This is a genomic window from Colwellia sp. KS18-150 (genome assembly GCF_057551365.1).
In genome coordinates, this window is record NZ_BAAJMC010000012.1 from 1 (window position 1) to 19692 (window position 19692).

The 19692-nt window shown below is 36.2% G+C and carries 16 protein-coding genes; 12 read left to right on the top strand and 4 right to left on the bottom strand.

Annotation, left to right across the window (positions count from 1 at the left end; genetic code table 11):
- Positions 1-81: 81 nt before the first annotated feature.
- Positions 82-1869 carry an ATP-binding protein gene (locus tag AC27IF_RS13740; RefSeq protein ID WP_487054907.1) on the top strand — a complete coding sequence of 596 codons (1788 nt, stop codon included), beginning with the start codon at positions 82-84 and terminating at the stop codon, positions 1867-1869.
- Between the two features lie 110 nt (positions 1870-1979).
- Here the strand turns inward: AC27IF_RS13740 and AC27IF_RS13745 are convergent, their stop codons facing one another.
- Together AC27IF_RS13745 and AC27IF_RS13750 are read right to left on the bottom strand one after the other, a co-directional pair.
- A complete protein-coding gene (locus AC27IF_RS13745) occupies positions 1980-4172 on the bottom strand; it encodes an OsmC domain/YcaO domain-containing protein (RefSeq protein ID WP_487054908.1) in 2193 nt (730 codons plus the stop codon).
- 284 nt (positions 4173-4456) lie between these two features.
- Positions 4457-5227 carry a class II glutamine amidotransferase gene (locus AC27IF_RS13750; protein WP_487054909.1) on the bottom strand — a complete coding sequence of 257 codons (771 nt, stop codon included), beginning with the start codon at positions 5225-5227 and terminating at the stop codon, positions 4457-4459.
- 158 nt (positions 5228-5385) lie between these two features.
- Between AC27IF_RS13750 and fadE the strand changes: the two genes are divergently transcribed.
- Positions 5386-7803 (top strand): acyl-CoA dehydrogenase FadE, encoded by a 2418-nt coding sequence (gene fadE / locus AC27IF_RS13755; protein WP_487054910.1) that lies wholly within the window; start codon positions 5386-5388, stop codon positions 7801-7803.
- A gap of 130 nt (positions 7804-7933) precedes the next feature.
- Positions 7934-8614, top strand: a complete 681-nt coding sequence (locus tag AC27IF_RS13760) for a TetR/AcrR family transcriptional regulator (protein ID WP_487054911.1) — start codon at positions 7934-7936, stop codon at positions 8612-8614.
- A 70-nt stretch (positions 8615-8684) separates the two neighbouring features.
- Here the strand turns inward: AC27IF_RS13760 and AC27IF_RS13765 are convergent, their stop codons facing one another.
- Complete coding sequence (locus tag AC27IF_RS13765) at positions 8685-10508, bottom strand: acyl-CoA dehydrogenase C-terminal domain-containing protein (RefSeq protein ID WP_487054912.1); 1824 nt, start codon at positions 10506-10508, stop codon at positions 8685-8687.
- Between the two features lie 249 nt (positions 10509-10757).
- Here AC27IF_RS13765 and AC27IF_RS13770 point away from each other — a divergent pair, with 249 nt between their 5' ends.
- From AC27IF_RS13770 to AC27IF_RS13805, 8 genes are all read left to right on the top strand, one after another.
- On the top strand, positions 10758-11738 hold the full coding sequence (locus AC27IF_RS13770; RefSeq protein WP_487054913.1) for a hypothetical protein: 981 nt from the start codon (positions 10758-10760) through the stop codon (positions 11736-11738).
- Positions 11739-11753: 15 nt separating this feature from the next.
- Positions 11754-12782 (top strand): hypothetical protein, encoded by a 1029-nt coding sequence (locus tag AC27IF_RS13775; RefSeq protein WP_487054914.1) that lies wholly within the window; start codon positions 11754-11756, stop codon positions 12780-12782.
- 27 nt (positions 12783-12809) lie between these two features.
- Positions 12810-13934 (top strand): hypothetical protein, encoded by a 1125-nt coding sequence (locus AC27IF_RS13780; RefSeq protein WP_487054915.1) that lies wholly within the window; start codon positions 12810-12812, stop codon positions 13932-13934.
- 100 nt (positions 13935-14034) lie between these two features.
- A complete protein-coding gene (locus tag AC27IF_RS13785; RefSeq protein WP_487054916.1) occupies positions 14035-14628 on the top strand; it encodes a hypothetical protein in 594 nt (197 codons plus the stop codon).
- Positions 14629-14717: 89 nt separating this feature from the next.
- Positions 14718-15548 (top strand): ETEC_3214 domain-containing protein, encoded by an 831-nt coding sequence (locus AC27IF_RS13790; RefSeq protein WP_487054917.1) that lies wholly within the window; start codon positions 14718-14720, stop codon positions 15546-15548.
- A 12-nt stretch (positions 15549-15560) separates the two neighbouring features.
- Positions 15561-16988, top strand: a complete 1428-nt coding sequence (locus tag AC27IF_RS13795) for a transglycosylase SLT domain-containing protein (RefSeq protein ID WP_487054918.1) — start codon at positions 15561-15563, stop codon at positions 16986-16988.
- 19 nt (positions 16989-17007) lie between these two features.
- Entirely contained in the window at positions 17008-17613 is a 606-nt protein-coding gene (locus AC27IF_RS13800) for a nucleotidyl cyclase domain-containing protein (RefSeq protein ID WP_487054919.1), read from the top strand.
- 43 nt (positions 17614-17656) lie between these two features.
- On the top strand, positions 17657-18022 hold the full coding sequence (locus tag AC27IF_RS13805; protein WP_487054920.1) for an RNA-binding S4 domain-containing protein: 366 nt from the start codon (positions 17657-17659) through the stop codon (positions 18020-18022).
- 24 nt (positions 18023-18046) lie between these two features.
- Here the strand turns inward: AC27IF_RS13805 and AC27IF_RS13810 are convergent, their stop codons facing one another.
- On the bottom strand, positions 18047-18535 hold the full coding sequence (locus tag AC27IF_RS13810) for a GNAT family N-acetyltransferase (RefSeq protein ID WP_487054921.1): 489 nt from the start codon (positions 18533-18535) through the stop codon (positions 18047-18049).
- 54 nt (positions 18536-18589) lie between these two features.
- Here AC27IF_RS13810 and AC27IF_RS13815 point away from each other — a divergent pair, with 54 nt between their 5' ends.
- Complete coding sequence (locus AC27IF_RS13815) at positions 18590-19588, top strand: ion channel (RefSeq protein ID WP_487054922.1); 999 nt, start codon at positions 18590-18592, stop codon at positions 19586-19588.
- Positions 19589-19692 lie beyond the last annotated feature (104 nt).

Genomic DNA, 19692 nt, shown 5'->3' on the forward strand with positions numbered 1-19692 from the left:
GCTTTACTTGTTAATATTTACTTTTACTTTAGTATTGAACTCATGCGGTTAAGTGCTTAAAAAATAATAAATATTCTTAATATGAAACTAAAACGTAAAACACTTTTTTGGAAATTGTATCCGTCTTTTTTAACAATTTCCTTTATCTCTCTTTTTGCCATTGTGATGATCGCGCTATGGTCTATTAAGACCTTTCATTATCAGGAGCGTGCTGACGATTTAGAAATTCGAGCAAAAATATTAACACCTGAATTTTCTCGACTGATACAAGCTAAAGACTATCAAGAAATTCAACAGCAATCTCTCAAACTAGGTAATTATTCATCTACCCGAATAACCATTATTTTGCCATCTGGAGTGGTGATTGGTGATAATAAAAAAGATCCATCAACCATGGACAATCACAAAGAGCGCCCAGAAGTAAAACAGGCAACACGTTTTGGTAAAGGGCTTTCAATTCGGTATGGTCGAACATTAAAAGTTGATTCAATGTATTTTGCTAAACCTATCGTGGTAGAGAACCAATTAATAGGGATAATGAGAACATCTACAACTTTGGACACCCTGCAAAACACCTTGCTGAGTATTTACTACAAAGTTGCCTTAGGTTTTTTTATTCTTATCATCATTATGGCGATTGCCAGCTGGTGGATGTCGAAATCTTTAGTCAGACCCTTAGTCGTTATGAAAGTACAGGCGCAACGTTTAGCCAAAGGTGACTTTTCTAGCCGTGTACAATTAAGTGCTAATGATTCGCTTGAATCTGAACAATTAGGCCAAGCATTTAACGAAATTGCTATTCAATTAAATCAGCGTATAGAGATTATTCTCAACCAAAGGAATGAGCAAGAAGCAGTGTTTTCCAGTATGGTTGAAGGGGTAATTGCCGTCGATAACAACGAAAACATTCTACGTATTAACCAATCAGCCTATAATATTTTAAAAATATCAGAGAAAGATATTGAAGGTGTAAAGTTACAAAATGTAGTTGAAAATGTTGAATTGCATAAACTTATTCTCTTCGCTTTACAACAAGATAAACCGTTCGGACAAGAAATAGTAATTCATAATGACGTTGAGCAAGTGTTATTTGCTCAATCAGCACCATTGCTTGATATACATAAAAATAAATGTGGCACACTAATCGTATTTAATGATATTACTCAGCTGAAAGAGTTTGAATTACAAAGGAAAGAGTTTGTCGCCAATGTATCCCATGAATTGCGAACACCTTTAACGGCAATACAAGGCCTTTCAGAAACTTTGATTGAATTTCCAGATGTTGGTCGAGAAAAAATGACCGAATTTATCGAGGTAATTCATACTCACTCTATACGTTTAGAAAGTATTATCGAGAACTTATTAACCTTATCTAAAATTGAGAAAGAAACAGAAATAGATGAAATTGATTTTGATGATGAGTCTATTACAGCAGCATTAAGTAATGCGATATTCCTTTGTAAAGATAAGGCGCTAAAACGAAACATTAACATTATCTTAAATAGCGGCGAAGACATCACTTTTAAACATAATTCATCGTTAATAGAACAAGCGATAATCAATCTGCTAAATAACGCCATAAAATACAGTAACGGCGATAGTGAAATAATAATCACAGTCGTTAAAGAAGATAATGCCGTTGTCATTAGTGTAGAGGATAAAGGAACAGGAATTCCGGAAGAGCATTTGTCGCGTTTATTTGAGCGTTTTTATCGGGTAGATAAAGCTCGAAGCAGAGCATTAGGTGGCACAGGGTTAGGCCTATCAATAGTTAAACATATTGCTTTAGCTCACAATGGCTCTATCAATGTGAAAAGCGAAATAAACAAAGGTAGTGTATTTTCATTAACATTACCTTTAGATAACTAAGTTTATCAATTCAAAGAGTGCTGTTCGCTAGCAAACCGCTTAATTAACAAATTAGATGAAACACCACCCTCTTTATTAGAGGCCGGTGTTTATAATAAAGGTGTGAGTTACTAACTATCAGATTGTGCTTTTAGTTTTCGTGCTTGATGAAGTTTTTTATAACTTTCAATTAATCGCAGGTGTTTATCTAAACCTTCAAGCTCCATGCTGGTTTTGATTAAACCATAAAATCTCACTTCTCCTGATATCGAACCTATAACATTTTCCATTACTTCTTTACTGAACATTTTATTTAAGTTATCGATAAAGTTATCTAATGCTAGTTCATCATCAAGCGATATTTCTAATACGGTTTGAATTGCTTGGTAAAACAAACCTCTCTCAACCGTATTATCATTGTATTGTAAGAACTCTCCTACCAACTCCATCGCTTCTTCCTGTTCACCAAGAGCAAGATAAATAAGAATTTTCAACTCAAGTATGGTTAATTGTCCCCAAACGGTATTCTCATCAAATTCAATGCCGATTAAGGTGATAATATCGATGTAATTGTCTAACTGGCTCTCTTCAAGGCGTTCGACCAAATCAACTAACGAATCTTCACTTAACTTATGAATGTTTAAAATATCTTCACGGTAAAGTAATGACTTATTGGTATTATCCCAAATCAAGTCCTCTACAGGGTATACTTCAGAATAGCCCGGGACCAATATACGACATGCAGTAGCGCCAAGCTCATCAAACACAGCAACATATGCTTCTTTACCCAGCTCGTTTAAAATAGCAAATAAGCTTTCACATTCTTGCTCGTTAGTACCTGAAAAGTCCCAGTCGTTGAACTGATAATCGTGTTTATTGCTAAAGAATCGCCAAGATATCACACCTGTTGAATCGATAAAGTGTTCAACAAAATTTTCAGGCTCAGCAACAGCCATGCTATTGAAAGTCGGTTTTGGCACATCATTAAGACCTTCAAAGCTGCGACCTTGTAGTAGTTCCGTTAGACTTCGCTCTAGCGCTACTTCCATGCTTGGATGAGCACCAAATGAGGCAAATACCCCACCATTTCTTGGATTAATTAATGTAACGCACATTACCGGGAACTTCCCACCTAATGATGCGTCTTTAACAACAATTGGAAAGCCTTGCTCTTCAAGACCTTTAATACCTGCAATGATATCGGGATATTGCTCTAAAACATGTTGAGGAACATCAGGTAAGACAATTTCTTGCTCAATAATCTGTCTTTTTACTGCCCTTTCAAATATTTCAGACAAACACTGTACTTTAGCTTCGGCGAGGTTATTGCCTGCACTCATACCATTACTTAAAAATAAATTCTCTATTAAGTTAGATGGAAAATAAACCGTTTCACCATCAGAATGACGGGTGTATGGAATAGCGCAAATACCACGTGTGACATTTCCAGAGTTTGTATCTATTAAATTTGAGCCACGTAACTCATTGTCAGGATTATAAATATCATGGCAATAATCATCTAGGATTCCCTCGGGCAATTCATCGTTAACCTCTGGTTTAAACCACTTTTCATTTGGATAATGAACAAAATCACTATTGGCGATTTCTTCTCCAAAAAACTGATCATTATAGAAGAAATTACAATTTAGCCGCTCGATAAATTCTCCTAGCGCTGAGCAAAGTGCACTTTCTTTGGTAGATCCTTTACCGTTTGTGAAACACATTGGCGAAGCAGCATCTCTGATATGTAAAGACCAAACATTAGGCACAATATTACGCCAAGAAGATATTTCTATTTTCATGCCTAAATCCGCCAAGATTTTAGTCATATTTTCGATAGTCTGCTCTAACGGTAAATCTTTCCCTAATATATAGGTATTGGTATCTTCCGTCGCTTGCCCCATTAACATGGCTTGAGCGTCTTCTGCGAGGTTTTCTACCGCATCAACTTTAAATTCAGGAACTTTTTGAACTACTTTTTTCACTGTACAGCGATCGATAGATCTTAAAATACCCTTTTTATCCTTCTCTGAAATACTTTCAGGTAATTCCACTTGAATTTGAAAGATTTGATTATATCGATCTTCAGGGTCAACAATATTGTTCTGAGATAGCCTTATGTTTTCAGTAGAAATATCACGAGATAAACAATATACGCGTACAAAGTAAGCCGCACATAGAGCTGATGATGCTAAAAAATAATCAAATGGACTAGGTGCAGATCCATCACCTTTATATCGAATAGGTTGGTCGGCTATTACACTAAAGTCATCAAACTTTGCTTCAATTCTAAGGTTGTCGAGATAATTTACTTTAATTTCCATTACTTTGTTTCCGAAATCATGTGAGGTTACTGCTATCTTTTTACTTTATGTCTTTTTAGTCACGATTAAAGATTAATAGCGAATAAAACTAAATTAAACTAATTATCGGTGTTTTTAAGTCAATAGTCTTGGCTTAATTTCAGAAATAAAATAGTTAGTTCCCTGTGCTGTTCAAAAAGAAAACATAAAGAGCACATGAACACGATAACCAATAGTCAATAAAGGGTATAAAGACTTAGGATAAATAATACTTTATAGATGTGAGTTTTAATTATTGAAGTGCCTTATATAACAACTTCACCTAAACAAAACAACTGCCATTGCCCAGGGTTCATTTTATGCCAGGTTTCATCATCCGTTAACGGCTGGGTGGCGATCACAGTAACTATATCATTGGCTGTCGTTTCTTTATGAAAATCAACAGCCATCTCAGCATCAATTAGACTCGCTTTACCAAATGGTGCCCTGCGAGTAATCCAATGTAAATTATTAGAGCAATACGCAAATAAACTTTCACCGTTGGTGATAATGATATTAGCCACTCCTAACTCATCTATTTTACTGGCTAATGAGGCTATATAACTAAAGAGTGTTTTTGCTGATGGCTCATTAGCACCGAATTTATTGTGAAGCTGATCAAGTATCCAACAAAAAGCATGCTCACTATCCGTGGTACCAATTGGTAGATGGAATTTAATCGCTAATTCTTCATCAAAGGATTTTAGTTGACCATTATGAGCATAAGTCCAGTTTTTCCCCCACATTTGCCGTGTAAATGGGTGAGTATTCTCTAAACAGACTCCACCAGAATTAGCTTGACGAATATGACATATTACCGCCTCACTTTTCATCGGGTATTTAGTGACTAACTCTGCAATGGGTGATTGTGCACTAGGGTTTGGATCTTTAAAACTTCGACATCCCTTACCTTCATAGAAAGTCACCCCCCAGCCATCTTTATGTGGTCCGGTATTCCCACCTCTTTGCATCAAACCACTAAAGCTAAAACAGATATCGGTTGGTACATTGGCTGACATCGCCAAAAGCTCGCACATAAATCTCCCCTTTCATAGGTCTTTTTTCTAATATAGTATTGTAAAGCAAAGGTAAAATATGCTTGGCTAACAGGATAATTTATCCTATAAATATAGTATACCATTGAAAAAAATTATTTTTGTATTCATTACTTTATAAACTTTAGGGAAGTAAATTCATGGACATTGGCATCTGGCTCTTAATCGCATTTTCGTTATCTTGGTACATGAGTTATAAAAGAATTTCATTATCAAGTTTTACCTTGGCATTTATTGCTCTGATGGCAATAGGCTCATTTGTAAATGTTATCGGTTTTGTTTCTTGGTTATTATTTGCCGTCATTGCGCTACCTCTAAATATCAGCAGCTTTCGTAAGCAGTTCATCTCTATGCCATTATTGGCAATATTTAAAAAAATAATGCCGCAAATGTCTGAAACAGAACAGCAAGCCATTGATGCAGGTACAACTTGGTTCGACGCTGAATTGTTTAGAGGTAATCCTGATTGGAAGAAATTACATAATTACCCTCAGCCAAGGTTAAGTGCTGAAGAAGAAGCATTTCTTAACGGTCCGACAGAGCAAGTTTGTGCCATGATGGATGATTGGCATACAACACATGAAATTGCTGATTTATCACCACAAGTTTGGCAATTTTTAAAAGATAACAAGTTTTTTGCCATGATCATCAAGAAAAAATATGGTGGTCTAGAATTTTCAGCTTATGCACAATCAAGAGTTTTACAAAAGCTAACCGGCGTTAGCACCGTTTTAGCTAGCACTGTTGGAGTGCCGAATTCACTAGGCCCCGGTGAATTGTTACAAGCGTATGGCACCCAAGCTCAGCAAGAGCATTACTTACCACGCCTTGCTAGCGGTGAGGAAATCCCCTGTTTCGCACTAACTAGCCCGGAGGCTGGGTCTGACGCAGGAGCTATTCCTGATACTGGTATCATTTGTCGTCAAGAATTTGAAGGTAAAGAAGTGCTCGGTATGAACCTCAACTGGGATAAACGCTATATTACCCTAGCTCCTATTGCGACAGTGTTAGGTTTAGCATTCAAACTAGAAGATCCAGATCATTTGTTATCTGAACAAACTGACTTAGGGATCACTTGTGCACTTATCCCTACGGATCTAGAAGGTATTACTATCGGCAGACGACATTTCCCACTTAATGTCCCTTTTCAAAATGGCCCTACTCAGGGCAAAGATGTCTTCGTTCCTTTAGATTATATTATCGGTGGTAGCGATATGGCAGGCCAAGGCTGGCGTATGTTAGTTGAATGTTTATCGGTAGGTCGTGCGATAACCCTTCCCTCAAATAGTGCTGGAGGCATCAAAGCAACAGCATTAGCTACAGGGGCTTATAGTCGCATCCGTCGCCAGTTCAAACTTCCAATCGGTAAAATGGAAGGTGTTGAAGAGCCTTTAGCGCGCATTGGTGGTAATGCTTACTTAATGGATGCGGTGACGACCATGTCTACTGGAGCGATAGATTTAGGTGAAAAACCCTCGGTAATTTCTGCTATTGCTAAGTACCATTTAACCGAAAAAATGCGTTCCTCTATTATTGATGCAATGGACATTCATGGTGGTAAAGGTATTTGTATGGGGCCTAATAACTACCTAGCTCGTGGCTATCAAGGAGCCCCCATCGCCATCACAGTTGAAGGAGCGAATATATTAACTCGTAGTTTAATTATTTATGGACAAGGCGCAATAAGATGCCACCCATATGTACTCGCTGAACTTCAAGCAGCTAACAATGATAATGAGCTGCAAGCAATTGAAGACTTTGATCATGCATTATTTGGCCATATCGGTTTTAGTATCAGTAATATTTCAAGAAGCTTATGGTGTTCAATCACTGGCGCTCGATTTCTTTCAAGCCCATTTAATGATGAAACTCAGCACTACTATCAATTATTAACTCGATTTAGTGCTAATTTAGCCATGCTTTCAGACATAGCTATGCTCTCTTTAGGCTCAGACTTAAAACGTAAAGAGCGACTATCCGCACGACTAGGTGATGTACTTAGCCACTTATATTTAGCTAGCGCCTCTTTAAAACGCTATAACGATGAAGGGAGAAATAGTGATGACTTGCCATTATTACAATGGGCAGTGGAAAGCTCATTATATGAGTGCCAACAAGCAATAGATGGGATTTTACATAACTTTCCAAATAGATGGTTAGCGTTCACTTTGCGTCTTATTATTTTTCCATTAGGAACTTGGCTTACTAAACCAAGTGATGATTTAGATCATAGAGTAGCAAGGTTACTACAAACACCAAGTGCCGCTAGGTCTAGAGTGGGTCAAGGTCAATATTTATCCCGTGAAAATGACAATGTATTTGGCTTACTTGAACAGACACTTGAGAATATTATTGCCTGCGAGCCTATTTTTAATAAAGTCTGCACTGCTATCAACAAATCACTGCCTTTTTATGACTTGGACAAAGTCGCTGAGCTTGGTTTACAAGCTGATGCAATTACAGAGCAGGAAGCAAACTTACTTATAAATACTGAAGTAGGAAGGAAATCAATTATCGCAGTAGATGACTTTGATCCTTCAGAATTAACTACTAGCTAATATTGATTACACCGTTTTTGCTAAACACATTTTCTACATAATTGATTAAAAAAACAAAATTGAAACATGTTTTAAATTTATGTTAAAATATGGTTAATTTTTAACTAGTTCATATTTAGAAGATTGATAAATGTCTTTAGCGAAAATGGAAACCACAAAGAATAAAACTGTTTCACGTCGTTCAAAAGGCGAGCGAACCCGTGAAAAAATATTAATTGCAGCCATTGAAGTATTAGCTACTCACGGCATAAAAGGGACAACTCATAGAGCAATAGCTACTCATGCAGACATTCAGCTTTCTTTGACTACATATTACTTTAAAGATATACAAGAATTAGTTCAGCAAGCATTTGAGTTAAACTCAAGTTTAATGCGAAAACGAACAGATTATATTTTACAACAGGCATTTAAAACCTTTGAAAACATTGATAAAGCAAGTTTAAGAAAAGTTTCAGTAAAAACCGAACTTTGCGATAATATGGCAACCATGGTTGCGGAATATATCTTCGATCATATAAACACAAATACGATATCTCTTGCTGTTGAGCAACTCATGTTCACAACAATGCAAGTGACACCAGAGCTTAAAAAGTTAGCTCAGATTCATGAAGAATCACAATTGAGACCGTTCACCATGTTAGCGGGATATTTTAATAAAAAAGATCCGGAAATAGATGCGCAATTAATGATGACGGTTTTTTCACAATTAGAATATAGTCAATTACCTTTAAAGCATAGTGAGCGTTCAATTGAACCAATTTACCAAGTTACGCGAAAGCTAATGGGTTGGATTATGGGCTTAAAGAGTTAACTTTTATAACGTTTAATAAAAAACGCACAAGTGATTCACTTGTGCGTTTTTTTTAGCGTAAGATTAATTCTTACAAAAATGACAATAACTCTTGATCAAGTTGCATCAATGTCTTTGGATCTGCCATCATAGTTTTACCTAAAGACTTTGTTTTAGGTAGCATTCGTTCAAAATAAAACTCTGCGGTTTTAATTTTAGCTCGATAAAAGTCTCTATTTTCAAGGTTTTTATCCGCTAACTTCTCATAAGAAGCTTGCGCCATTTTTGCCCAAAAGTAACCCATCACTATGTAACCAGAAAACATTAAGTAATCTACTGATGCTGAGCCGACAATATCGCGATCTTTCTTCGCTTTTAACGCTAATCTAAGTGAATATTGCTGCCAATTAGCAACCGCTTTACTTAATGGCCAGATAAATTTATTCATTTGGCGTTTATGCGGGTTACTCGATAGCATGCTTTTATCTTTACAAAAGCCAAGCACTTCTTTGGTAAACGTTTTTAACGAACGACCGTGAGTTAATAAGATTTTGCGACCAAGTAAGTCAAGAGCTTGAATACCAGTTGTGCCTTCATACAAAGTAGAAATACGCGCATCACGAACAATTTGTTCCATCCCCCACTCTTTGATATAACCATGACCACCAAATATCTGCACACCATGGTTTGCAGCTTCTAGGCCTAGCTCTGTTAAAAAGGCTTTTAAAATAGGTGTGATAAATCCTAATTTATCATCAGCTATTTTCTTTTCTTCATCTGTTTTGGCCATTTCTATTTCATCAACAATTTTTGCTGCGTAATAGATCATGGCACGACCACCTTCAGAAATAGCTTTCTGAGTCATTAACATTTTACGTACATCAGGATGAACAATAATAGGGTCAGCAACTTGTTCTGGATATTTCTTGCCCGTTAATGAACGCATAGATAAACGTTCTTTAGCATAGATCAGGGCATTTTGATAAGATAACTCAGCAGCACATATACCTTGTAAAGCGGTACCAATACGTGCCGTATTCATAAAGGTGAACATACATTCTAAACCTTTATTTTCAGGACCAATTAGCTCACCCACAGCATTATCGAAATTTAATACAGCTGTTGATGATGCTTTGATACCCATTTTATCTTCAATCGAACCACAAGTAACATTGTTAGACTCACCTAATACACCTTGTGTATCAGTTTTCACTTTAGGTACGATAAATAATGAAATACCACGGGTACCTTTTGGCGCATTGGGTAATCTAGCAAGTACAATGTGAATGATATTATCAGTTAAGTCATGCTCACCTGCTGATATAAATATTTTAGTGCCGGTAATATTATAAGTACCATCATCATTTGGCTCAGCCTTGGTTTTAACTTGGCCTAAATCAGTACCACATTGTGGCTCAGTTAAACACATAGTACCTGTCCAAGTACCTTCTGTTAGTCTCGTTAAATATAATTCTTTTTGTGCTTCAGAGCCATGTGATTTAACAGTATTCATCGCACCATGACTTAAACCTGGGTACATTGCCCATGACCAATTCGCTGTGCCCATCATTTCAGAGCTAACCATACCAAATGAGGGAGGTAAACCTTGACCACCGTGCTCTACAGGGTGAGATAAACTTGGCCAGCCTCCTGCTACAAATTGCTCATAAGCAGCTTTAAAACCTTTTGGTGTAGTTACTTGACCTTCATCAAATGTACAACCTTCTTTATCACCACTTTGGTATAAAGGAAGCAACTCATTTTCACAGAATTTTGCACATTCTTGAAAAATAGCGTCACCAAGATCTGGTGTAGCTTCTTCAAATTCTGGATATTTTTCATAGTGTCCATAATAATCAAAAACATCTTCAATTAAGAATTTGATGTCGGTTATTGGTGCCTTGTAACTAAGCATAAAGTGCTCCTACCAAAAAAGTGATTTATTTACTGGGTAAATTAAATATAGATAATAACAGTGATTAAAACACTGGTCGTACCACTTATTCAAGTCTTTTTTTACTATTTAGTAAATATTATCGATAAAAGTTAAATAAAACCTTGTTATAAATATGATTAATAAATAGGTAATATTCAGCAAAGGGATGACAAAATATAAAGCCCTTGCTATATTTTAGCCTAGTTACATTTGTTACAGGACGTTAAAGTGTCAAAGTTATCATGGTTATCAATGTTATTAGTACTTACAGCGTTAAGCGCCTGTCAAAGTACTAGCAAAACTGAGTCAATAAAGTTACCTAATTGGGTTACAAGCCCTCCACAAGATACCAGCAATGTTTTTTACGGTTTAGGTAGTGGTTACAACTTGAAAACGGCTAATGCTGCTGCACTTAAAGATGTATCGAGCAAGCTTGGTGTCACTGTAAGTAGCATCTATCAACAACGTCAACAGGTTGCTAATCAAAGTTATCAAAAATATATTGATGATCAGGTACAGCTATCTACTGAACAAACACCAATAACTCAATATCAAGTTGTTAAGAATGAAGCATTTAACCAAACTGTTTATTCATTAATTAAAGTTGAAAAAGCGAAGATATTACAGGCAAGCAAAGAAAAATTATTACAAGAAAATAAGCTTGCTGAAAATATGTTGGAAAAGAAGAATACTACTAGCAAGCTTGTTTGGTACTCACAAAGTAACAACTTACTCCAGTCAAATGCTAGCTCAGCTTATCGTTTAGCAGCAATTATCAAGTTATTGTCTCCAGAAAATGATATTAACACCAACCTATCTTCTTGGAACTCCTTATCAGAGCAAGTAATTAAAAATCAAAAAGCTTTATGTGTAGCGCTAATTGATCAAAACAAACAGTCTGCTGACTTTATTAAAGCAGTTAAAGAAAGTTTAACTAAACAACAAATTAGAATTATTAATAGTTGTGAAGATAAATTATTAGTTGCAAATACCGAACAGCAAAGTATCTTATTTAAAAAATATGTTTCTTCTAATGAAGTAAGTTTTGAACTAATTGATGATAAATCAGTTAGTTTAGCTAGCCATAGTATGACACTGTCAGGGCAGTCTGTGTCTAACTATAACAATGCTAGAAAAGCTGCAGTTGCACAAATGAAAAACAAATTACAACAGCAATCCATTTGGCAAATATTAGCGATAACACAATAATAAAAAGGATTTCACATGAACAAAACTGCCCTAATAATTCTAAGCTCACTATCGGTAGTAGCTTGTAAGTCGACTATTGATAATAAATTAGATTTTCAAAGTAACCCTAAATATCAACGCCCTTTAGCTAAAGCGCAAATAATGCCTACAAAAGAGCAATTACAGGGTAAAGCAATTAGAGTTATCGTCGTCCCTACTGAAACTAATAATCAGTTAGCAAAAAAGTCGCAATCAGTTAACGCACTGAATAACTCGCTTGATAACATATTACAAAAAGCCGGCTTAGAAATTATCGACCGCTCAATGGCAGATAAAGTTAAGGATGAGCTCATCGCTTATGAAACTACCGGGCAGTATAGCGAATCAACCGTCGATGTTGCTGATATTGCTATATGGACAAATATAGCGTCAGCATCATTTAGTCATGATTTTACTGAAGGACATGAAGGAAAAAATATTTTCACCGGTAAAAAAGTCTGGATTGAGCCTTCTTGTACTTTCAAAGCGAAAGTAAAAGGAACAGCAAAGTCATTTAAACTACCTAATTTAAAATTAAATAATCAAGTGTCTTTAGATGGTGTTGCAACCATTAGCCGTGATACCAGAGGCTCTAGTTGTCGATTACCAGCTGTTGAAATGTATGGTTTGATTAATGAAGCCGCAACTACGGCAGTACGTAACTACCGTACAACAATTCAAAATGCATTCGCACCTAAAGCTTATGTTTTAGAATATAGGGTGGTGAATAACAAACATTACATTCAAATTAGTTTAGGTGCTAATCGACAGTTAACCCACGGTGATGATATTAAATTTATACGACAAGTTGAAAAAAGGCACGCACTAACAGACGAAGTTTCAGTTAATGAGTTTGAAATTGGGGATGGCGAAGTAACTGATATCATTCAAAATAAATCATCATGGGTTGAGGTAAATCCACAAGTGGCTCAACAACTTAACCTTGGGGATATCGCTAAGGTGATTTATAGCAAAAGCATTTTCGAACATGTTACATCGGTTGGGCAAACATTGAATAGCCTTTAAAATTCGATCACTGTGGCAATAACCTACATGACAGATATTCAAAAAGTACCTTCAATCTATCCTAAAATAGCTTGTTTCTTTATCATGCTTTTTATGAGCATAGTAAGCCATGCTCACAATATCTCGCCATGTTGGTTTAACACCCCCGTTAATCAGCAACATTTAGGTTTCATTGGCGCGGCTAGTCCATTTAGTGCCAAAGTTAATGGTTCATTAATTGCTAGCAGACAAAGAGCTCTGATGAAACTACTAGATTATTATTCATTAGATGAGCCACAAGATACTTATGACTTCACCAGTAATTCTCTTACCTTATCTTCAGGTGCTAAAGTGGTATTTTCTGAACCGTACATTGATAGTCAGGCGATGTACGCGTATGCAAGTCTGGAGGATAGTAAAAATATTAAGGCTCAGCAAACGTGGTTACTACAAACATGCTCTCTGCAAACATGTAACTTTAGTCAATGCTCTCCAAGTTGGTTATGTGACACTGATAACAAGCATATTATCAGTGTCAGTCAAAACACCAGTAACCCTTCAAAACAGCTAAATAAAACGTATGAAAATGCACAAGTCTTTCTACAATTTATCTCTAAATCAAAGGTCGATGATTATAGCTACAAAGTAAAATCTGAAGGTAATTTTCAGCAATGGGGCTATAGCGAACACAAGGGGAATATTCAAGCGTTGGCAGACAAACGTAAATTGTTAAATACTCAAAGCTGCCAGACCCCAAGTTATATGTTTGCACAATATAGTTACCTTAGTGGTCATGATATAAAACCGCACAATACACACCTAATAAATGATAAAAATGCTAAACCATTTTCTTTGTGGAAAACTGAGCCAAACCTTGAAAATATAACCGGTGTGGTTGGGATTTTCTCAGGCATTACTGCTGATGGTTTATTTAGCAGCGCAATAAAACATTCGATAAAAGAGGGCTTATTAGAGCTTGCAAAAATTAAACAAATTGACATTGATCATAATTACCAAATTCGTAATGAAAATGGCTTATATTCACTAGCTAAAACCACAATGACAACGTCAGCAACGGTATCGGCTAAGTTACAAGACATTAAAATTATTGAAGAAGATAATCAATTAGTCATCTATACTTGGCTCTTGGAAGAAAATCAAAACAGTCAATAAACGCTCTTATTTAAAAGATAAAATTAAAATTACATAGCAATATCAATAGAAATTATTTATAACTAGTATTTAACAATTGAATAACAAAAAAGGAAATAACATGAAAACTCAAAAGCTTATCATTGTTGCAGCCATGACTACTATTTTGGCCGCTTGTGGTTCAACTAAAAAAGAAGAGGCTCCAGCGCCAAAAACAAATAGCTTAACTGCAGGTATCCCTCAATGGGTACTTAACCCCGTTGTTGAAGATGGTATTGCCGCCACCGATTGCGTGAAGTTTTCTGGTAATTTATCTGTCGATCAAAAAATGGCTACTGCAAATGGTCGCCTAGCGTTAGCTCAGCAATTAGAAACTCGTATTGAAGGTTTAGATAAAACTTATTCAAATCGTACCGATTCTAATGACGATACTACAGTAGGCTCCACATTTAGCTCTGTTTCAAAGCAACTAACCAAAAAGACTCTAGTCGGCTCTCGTGCAATAAAGTCTGATATTGTTGATATTGCTGGCAAGCAACACTTTTGTGTTTTAACAACATTAAGCCCATCGGCAACAAAAGAATTGTTCGATGCCATTGTTAAAGAAAGCGGCCGCTCAGTTAACCCACAAGATGAAAAATTCTTATATCAAGAGTTTAAAGCGCATAAAGCAGAGCAAAGCCTTGAGAAAGAAATTCATCGTTTAACAAACTAATTAGTTTATCTAAATGAGTCAATCTGTGTAGGGTAACAAACCTGCTCTACACAGATTTTTATTAGCGCCAATAGTGTAAAATTAAGATTATGGATGAACAATTAAAAGATGTTGTTGAAGATCTTGTTGAAGATAGCTTAGAAGAGCAAGCAGCTACTCCCACCCCGTCTTTTTGGAAAAAATTACAAACTTCTATCATGATGATTGGCATCGTAATGATCACCGCCGGCCAATTTAACGACACCAAAGATTTAGCTTCAAGTATTTATGAAGCGACACTGACACACTTCACCCATAGTATTGAATACGATCTCATTGAAAAAATACATGTTGGTAATAGTATGGAGTATGTTAAATCTCTCGTTGGAGAGCCACACGTATTAAAGCGATCATCACTAAATCTTCAATTGCAATTTCACTATTATAGTAAAGCAAAATACCATCTAACTTTGATATCTAAAGACGATCGCTTAGTCGGTTATAGTGTCTTCCCTTTAAAAGACGGTTTTGCGCCTAAAATTCCATTTTCTGAAGAGTTAGGGACAAAAACGTTAGCAAAAGCGCATAAAACAACCGGTATTTATAGTTATGATGTCGGAAATTTACTCTATTTCATTGAATCTCAAGACTTAGGTAAGCAGCAGATGTTTCTTACCTTGATGCGAGGTTATGTTGAATACGGCGCGATGCCTCAAGAAAGCTCGTCACTAATAGATAATAAAAACAAAGTGGCTAAATTAATAGAAAACCTCGATCAAAAAGTAACGTTCGCCGAAGATGAACAAGCATTGGTGGCCCCAATAAATGATATTAGAAATATTATTCATCCTAACTTTTATGCTATCACTGAATTAGAGCCTATTGTTATTGCCGAAGCTCTACTGACCCGCTACGAATTCCAAATGTTTACAAAAAGCTAAAGGATTACCCCCATGAAATTGCGTTTAACAACTTCAGCTCTATTACTGACACTAACATCAGCTATTTCTTCAGCAACTTTTGCTGAGCAAAATAATCCACCTGAAGATGATCCTTTTGCTGAATTAGATCAAGCCATGGAAGCATTTGAGTACGAAGGTAGCGAAGCTGAGTTACAAGAGTTTGAACAATGGAAAGCTGACTATTTGGCAGAGTACCAACAATTTAGACAAGAACACTTTCAAAAACTTGATGATGTTAGAGACAACTTAATTAGTTTATGGGGAGATGCCGAAGTATCATCACAAGAAGAGTACGTTGACTACAGCGAAGACAAAAAGGTTAAAACGGTTCTCGATTTTGAAAAGAACGAAATACGCGTTAGTGTTTTACACGATAGCGATGAAGGTGTTGATCAGCAAGCAGTAGTAGCAGCGTTAACTGAGCAATCTCAAAAAGATGAAGCTTTGGCACAGCTAGTTGGTGAAAGTGTTGATGAAAAATTAGCGACGAAACTTATTACATCTGCAAATAAAGTGGAAATAGCTCCCTCGCCTGTTGACAATCAAAAAGCTGTTGTTGAAAAAGAGATAAAAATTATTGAGCAACAATCAGCTGCACAAGAGCAACAAATAGAGAAAGTTTATGACCTTCTCAATGCCCAAGAAGAAATTCAGCCAGATAGTAGCGTTAATGCAAAAGTAGAGGAAGAAACAACCGAAAAAAGTATTGCGCAACAAAAAGCACAAATAGAAAAAGAAAAACAACAGCGAATTGCAGCTTTGCAAGCTCAAACAGCTAAACTAGTAAATAACAACAAACAAAAAGAAGCCTTAAAAAATAAAAAAATTACTACATTTACCATGCCACTTGCGCATAAAAATAACCTAGCTAAAGCTGAGCCTTTTATTGCACAAGTAAAAACTCAAAGTGATCGTTGGCAGCTTTCACCAAGCTTGATGCTGGCAATTATGCATACTGAAAGCCACTTTAATCCCAAAGCACAATCTCATGTTCCAGCATTTGGCTTAATGCAAATTGTGCCTAGAACAGCGGGAGTTGATGTTAATCGATTTTTGTATAAAAAAGATCAGCCAATGGCGCAATCTTACTTATTTTCACCCAATGAAAATATAGAAACCGGTGGTGCTTACTTACACATTTTGAATTCTCGCTATTTAAGAAAAATCACTAACCCGCAATCACGACTATACTGTATTGTAGCTGCCTACAATACTGGGAGTGGTAACGTAGCTAAAACCTTTAATAAAGATAAATCTCGTAATATCAGCCGTGCTGCTAAAATAATTAATACTTTGACGCCTGATGAGGTATACCAACAGTTGGTTGAAAACCTACCTTATGATGAAACCAAACATTATGTACAAAGAGTAATTAAGCGCCAAAATATTTACCGACCGCTTGACCGCACAACACTGTAAATTTTAATTTAGGGGTAAAATGAATATAATTGAGCATCCCCGCTTATATCGCTTACTTGGCTCGGCTTCGAACTCTTACCCCGCGCAATGGCAAGAAGTTGAAGATGAAGTTTGGCAAATGTTCGGCCAAGAAGCGCTAGTGCTGGTGACCGATATGTCGTACTTTACTCAAGTAACCAATGAACTCGGTATCGTTTACTATTTAACCATGATAAAGAAAATGCAAGACATTATCTCTATGTCTGTACCTCGATATAATGGTAAAGTCATTAACTTTGTTGCCGACAATTCTTTCTCAATTTTTACCGATATCAACGACGCCATTAGTGCTATTGTTGAAATTAATGATAAAATGTCGCAAATAAACAGCCTATCTCCAGAAGCTCGCGATATAAAAATTTGTGCAGGGATAGACTTTGGGAAGTTTTTAAATATTAATGGTCAATACCTCTACGGAGCTTGCGTTAATTCAGCGAGTGTATTGGGTGAAGATATTGCCGAAGCGCAAGACGTACTCCTTAGTAAGAAAGCACATGCTTTAATCAAAAACTCATCTTATAAGTTTAATTCATTAACAGTTGAATTTAATGAGATAACCATAGAGTACAAACAATTAATCTATTAATTCATCTTGCTATAAATCGAAAAATAATCAATTAAGGAATCCAGTGTCAAGTTATCTAGAAATACAATTAGCACAGCAACCTATAGAGTTATGTAAGTTATTAAAAGTAGCTGATCTCGTTGGCGGTGGCGGAGAAGCTAAAATCGTGATCAGTGAAGGTTATGTACTACTAAATGGCGAGGTCGAATTTCAAAAGCGCAAGAAAGTTTATCATAACGATATTGTCGAATTTAACGGTGAAGTTATTCAAGTTATTATTAATGAATCACTTGCCGAACAGGTAAATGAGCCTAAATCGAGTAACTCTGTTGATGAAGCAATAAAGCCATCAGATAAAAAACAAAATAATGAAAGTAATGAAAACAATAAAAATAAAGAGCCAAGAAAGAGAAAACCTATTTCCTTTTAATACCTGACTCAATACGATTGCCCTTTACTGTGACAACTTTTTCTCCCAAAAAAGAGCATGCCCTGTACTTGCATCAAGTTCATAACCAGCAAAGCCCAATTTCTTATATGCATTTTGAGCAATCGTATTTCCTTGTAATACTTCTAATGTCAGCTTACAGCTGCCCTTTTCAAGGGCTATCCTTTCCACTTCAGCAAATAGCTTCTGACTTAATCCTAACCCTCTATATTTAGCTAGCACACCACAGTCATGAATATTTATAAGCGATTTACATTGAAAAGTAGAAAAGCCTTCAACACAATTAATAATTCCCGCTGGCTGCCCATCAACATAACAAAGTATGCTAAATACATCACTACGTGATGCCAATGTTGGTATTAGATTCTGCTTAGTAAATTCACTGAGGGCTTCCCCGCCCCCCATAGGGTCGAGAGCATACGCATTCAACAACATCAACAAGTCACGACCATGCTGAACATTGTTATAATCTGCTTTAACTAACTTAATTGACATAATTATCCTTTATCTGCATTACTATTTTTTATTAAGGCGCACTATACTCTTAATATGAATAAAGAACAGCCCCTATGTCAATATCAAGATCCTGATAATAGCCCTCAGCAAAAGTTTTGCTGTACTGAACGTGCCAATAACTCAGGCTTGTGTTTTTGGCACGATAAATCGATTGCAAAAACAGCTGATGACATCAAAGAAAAATTAGAAAATCATGCCCAATCTGGAGGGATGCTCAGAGGAATAGACTTGTCTCGAGCCCAGTTATCTGGTGTTGATCTGGTAAATCATCATAGTAAACAAGGTTATGATTTATCCCACGTAGATCTTTATCATGCCAACCTGTGCGGTGCTCATATGTTTAACATTAATCTATGTAATGCCAGCATAATGAAAGCAGATTGTAGAGATGCCAACTTCAACTGTGCAAACTTTGAAAAAACAAATTTACTTGGGGTGAAATGGGCAGGAAGCAAGTTCGAAAATGTCACTATAGGAGCCAAAGTAAAACAAGAGTTAGATGCTAAGCAAGCACTTAAAGAAGGTAAGCAAGCAGATTCAAACGATTACCTTCAACAAGCAGAAGAAATTTATAGAGACCTTCGTAAACATGCCGAACAAGAGGGTATATTCACATTATCAGGCTTTTTTATCCATAAAGAACTAACAATGCGCCGTTTGCAGCTACCACGCTATAGTGCAAAACGATTTTTATCAAAGCTCGTTGATGTTTTTTGCGGTTATGGCGAAGCACCATTGCGCATTATTGGCTTGTCTGTGGTCATTATCTTTATTTGTGCTGTGCTCTATTCATTTACAGGGTTAAATTATCAAGGAACCATTCATCAAGTATCGAGTTCTAACAGTGTAGAGGAGAACATATCGTTATTATTTTCCTCTATATATTTCTCTGTAGTCACATTTACCACGCTTGGCTACGGTGACTTTAATCCGATAGGGTTATCACGCGCCATTGCTGCTATCGAAGCATTCACAGGAAGCTTCACCATAGCGCTATTCGTGGTTGTTTTCGTAAAAAAAATGACTCGCTAATTAATACTTCTACTTTTTTTATCCAAGCAGCACTTTTTTAGATGTTAAATAGTTAATTTAATACTGTTTCATCAGCATTCGCCCTGTTAGAATAGCCAAAATTA

Bases quoted from the DNA above. Each gene is read 5' to 3' on its own strand.
- AC27IF_RS13740 (WP_487054907.1), top strand. From the start codon at position 82: ATGAAACTAAAACGTAAAACACTTTTTTGGAAATTGTATCCGTCTTTT.
- AC27IF_RS13745 (WP_487054908.1), bottom strand. From the start codon at position 4,172: ATGGAAATTAAAGTAAATTATCTCGACAACCTTAGAATTGAAGCAAAG.
- AC27IF_RS13750 (WP_487054909.1), bottom strand. From the start codon at position 5,227: ATGTGCGAGCTTTTGGCGATGTCAGCCAATGTACCAACCGATATCTGT.
- fadE (WP_487054910.1), top strand. From the start codon at position 5,386: ATGGACATTGGCATCTGGCTCTTAATCGCATTTTCGTTATCTTGGTAC.
- AC27IF_RS13760 (WP_487054911.1), top strand. From the start codon at position 7,934: ATGTCTTTAGCGAAAATGGAAACCACAAAGAATAAAACTGTTTCACGT.
- AC27IF_RS13765 (WP_487054912.1), bottom strand. From the start codon at position 10,508: ATGCTTAGTTACAAGGCACCAATAACCGACATCAAATTCTTAATTGAA.
- AC27IF_RS13775 (WP_487054914.1), top strand. From the start codon at position 11,754: ATGAACAAAACTGCCCTAATAATTCTAAGCTCACTATCGGTAGTAGCT.
- AC27IF_RS13780 (WP_487054915.1), top strand. From the start codon at position 12,810: ATGACAGATATTCAAAAAGTACCTTCAATCTATCCTAAAATAGCTTGT.
- AC27IF_RS13785 (WP_487054916.1), top strand. From the start codon at position 14,035: ATGAAAACTCAAAAGCTTATCATTGTTGCAGCCATGACTACTATTTTG.
- AC27IF_RS13790 (WP_487054917.1), top strand. From the start codon at position 14,718: ATGGATGAACAATTAAAAGATGTTGTTGAAGATCTTGTTGAAGATAGC.
- AC27IF_RS13795 (WP_487054918.1), top strand. From the start codon at position 15,561: ATGAAATTGCGTTTAACAACTTCAGCTCTATTACTGACACTAACATCA.
- AC27IF_RS13800 (WP_487054919.1), top strand. From the start codon at position 17,008: ATGAATATAATTGAGCATCCCCGCTTATATCGCTTACTTGGCTCGGCT.
- AC27IF_RS13810 (WP_487054921.1), bottom strand. From the start codon at position 18,535: ATGTCAATTAAGTTAGTTAAAGCAGATTATAACAATGTTCAGCATGGT.
- AC27IF_RS13815 (WP_487054922.1), top strand. From the start codon at position 18,590: ATGAATAAAGAACAGCCCCTATGTCAATATCAAGATCCTGATAATAGC.